3 protein-coding genes are annotated in these 2,394 nt (G+C 61.9%); all 3 read left to right on the top strand.

The genetic code is table 11. The annotated features are described in order from the left end of the window. Positions 1–404 (top strand): hypothetical protein (locus AC1D1W_RS20525; protein WP_476944680.1); only part of this gene is annotated, 404 nt, incomplete at its 5' end. A 48-nt stretch (positions 405–452) separates the two neighbouring features. Then, positions 453–2,024 (top strand): IPT/TIG domain-containing protein, encoded by a 1,572-nt coding sequence (locus AC1D1W_RS20520; RefSeq protein ID WP_243178798.1) that lies wholly within the window; start codon positions 453–455, stop codon positions 2,022–2,024. 74 nt (positions 2,025–2,098) lie between these two features. Further along, positions 2,099–2,394 (top strand): hypothetical protein (locus AC1D1W_RS20515; RefSeq protein ID WP_476944679.1); only part of this gene is annotated, 296 nt, incomplete at its 3' end.

The raw sequence follows: 2,394 nt of genomic DNA, 5'->3' as shown, positions 1-2,394 counted from the left end.
AACCGGAGCCGCTCACAGGCGGTCCTTCATCCCAGAGGGCGCCGGTGGGAGTGCACATCCAGGGCGCCACCCTACTCATGTACCGTTCCAGCGGGCCAATCCAAGACTCCGATGCAGACGGCGTACAGACTTTGGGCACCCATTCCTCCGGCACGACGACCTTCAGCGGACAGCAGAAAGCCCTCTACGGAACGTTCGGCGACATCGGCACGTATACCTACACCGGCAAGGGTGGCGGCAAGGACGCGGACGGACGCATTTCGAGGGATGCGATAGGCCTCTTTCTCGCCGCACCGGCCCCGCCGCTGTCACCGGAAGAGATGGCCAGGGCGCAGTCCCGCCTCGCCGCCGTACTGCCGGAATTCCTGCCCATAAATGCGCGCGCAATTGTGATCCAACCATAGCCACGTCCGACATGGACCAACGATCAGGAGGGGAGTGAGTACAACGCTATGAGTGACTTCTCTAGATCGCCGTTGGAACTGCTGCTTGAAAGCTTGAACAAGGGGTATGTCGGCATCCACATCGAGCAGGGGGTGCCGATCCTGGACCGGGACCTGAACCTGCTCCAGGACCTTCTGGCCGCCGGTGTGCGCTCGCTGTTTTCCCGTTATATCGGCAACGGGCTGGCTTTCGGGGAGGATGGCTCGGGGGAGGACGGCTTCGCCATTCGGGCTCTTCCGGCGGGGCAGAACAGCAATGATTTCCAGATCACCGGACCGGGTTCCTGCCTGGCCGGCGGTATCGAGGCCACGGTTGAGGCGACAACTACCTATGACAACCAGCCGTCGCGCCCTGATGGCCGGCATGTCCCGAAATTGAGTACGCCCACGGCTGCCCAGCCGGACCCGCGTATCGATACCGTGTATCTGGATGTGCTTCTCACCGAGGTGGACGAAACGACGGATACTGCTCTTGCCAACAGTGAGGACGTGGGGATGCAAACCTCCGTTCGGCTCAAGCCTGAATGGTCTGTTTTGGTTGCGGAAGGTGGGCAGGTGCCCGCGCCGACGAAAGGGCACGTGCATTACCCTCTCGCCGAGTTGCGCCGCCGCCGTGGTGAAGACGCCATTACTTCCGGGACTTTGGATCTGGAGGGAACGAAGGCGGAAAAGATCACCGACCTCCGACAGCGGAAGTTGACCCTGTCCCACCTTGAGACCCGTCTGAGCCTGCTCGAAAAAGTACTTATCGCGCCGACCTTCGCCCAGAACACGCCGCTGCAGCCATTGACAGGCCAGATCCATCAAGAGGTCACCCTGACTGGGAACAATTTCGACAAGGGAGGGATCAAAGTCTTCTTCGATAGCGTCCCTGCCACCGTCGCGGCGACGTTTTCTTCCAACCAAATCAAAGTTCTGGTTCCAGGGGGCCTCACGCCGAACGGGACCGGGCGAACCGTAAGAATCACTGTTGCCAACGAGGTTGCCTCCGCTGTCTGTGACAAACCGTTCCGCGTGAGGGCGGTGCCAGCCTTCGTTGCCCCACCGAACGCGCAGTTCTCTCCGGCTAGTGGTAGTGCGGGAACCGAGGTCGTTCTGTCGGGATTCAACTTCAATGCCAGTGACCTGACAGTATTTTTCGAGGGACAACCCGCTCCAGTCGTTGGACAAGCGACAAATAATTCAGTCAAGGTGCAGGTTCCCGATGGACTGGCCACCGGCGCGGCAGTCGCCATCAAGGTGAACACTCGTGAAGGCAGCGTGCAAAGTGACGATCAGTTCCGGGTGGAAAATCCGCCTCCGAGCCTCACCGGATTTACGCCGCCTGTGGTCGCTGTTGGGGGTACGGTCACGCTGCGCGGTCAAAACTTGGATGTCCCTCCGGTGCGCGTGGAATTCACCGTCGAAGGCTTCGCCCCCGTCCGGGCAGGACTCACTGACCCTGCCACGCCGACTCAAATCAAGGCGGAGGTGCCCGATCTGACCTTCGGCGCGGAGGGGCAACGGCAGGCCCGGATCAAGGTGACGACCGGTTCAGGATCGGACGTCAGCGCCGGTTTGATCACCATCACCCGTACCTAGGGTCAATAAACTCACCATGCCGTGGTCACGGGAGGCCTTCGCGGGATCAGCTGGCCGGGATATAGGAGGATTTGATGGTTTTCACTTTGTATCCGGATCCGCCGGTGGCACCGAGGACTGTGCCCGCCGGCGGCCGGGGGGAAGCGGGCTTTGTCCAGTCCGCAGGCACACCTGTACCGGAGTTCACTGGCATTTATGAGCGGATGATGTTCCTGCGGGTGGCGATGATCGGGGGCTCGGTGGCTCCGACCGTGTTCATGCAGGCGGGGAGGGGCCCGGCGGTGGCGGTGGCGGCGGCGACGCAGCCGGTCTTCCGCGCCACCCGTCCCGACGGCGCCGGTACCGGATTTGTAGGGGACGTGTTCCTGGT

The organism is Arthrobacter sp. P1_B4 (genome assembly GCF_056406555.1).
This window is presented reverse-complemented; position numbering and strand designations above follow the sequence as displayed.

Bases quoted from the DNA above. Each gene is read 5' to 3' on its own strand.
- AC1D1W_RS20520 (WP_243178798.1), top strand. From the start codon at position 453: ATGAGTGACTTCTCTAGATCGCCGTTGGAACTGCTGCTTGAAAGCTTG.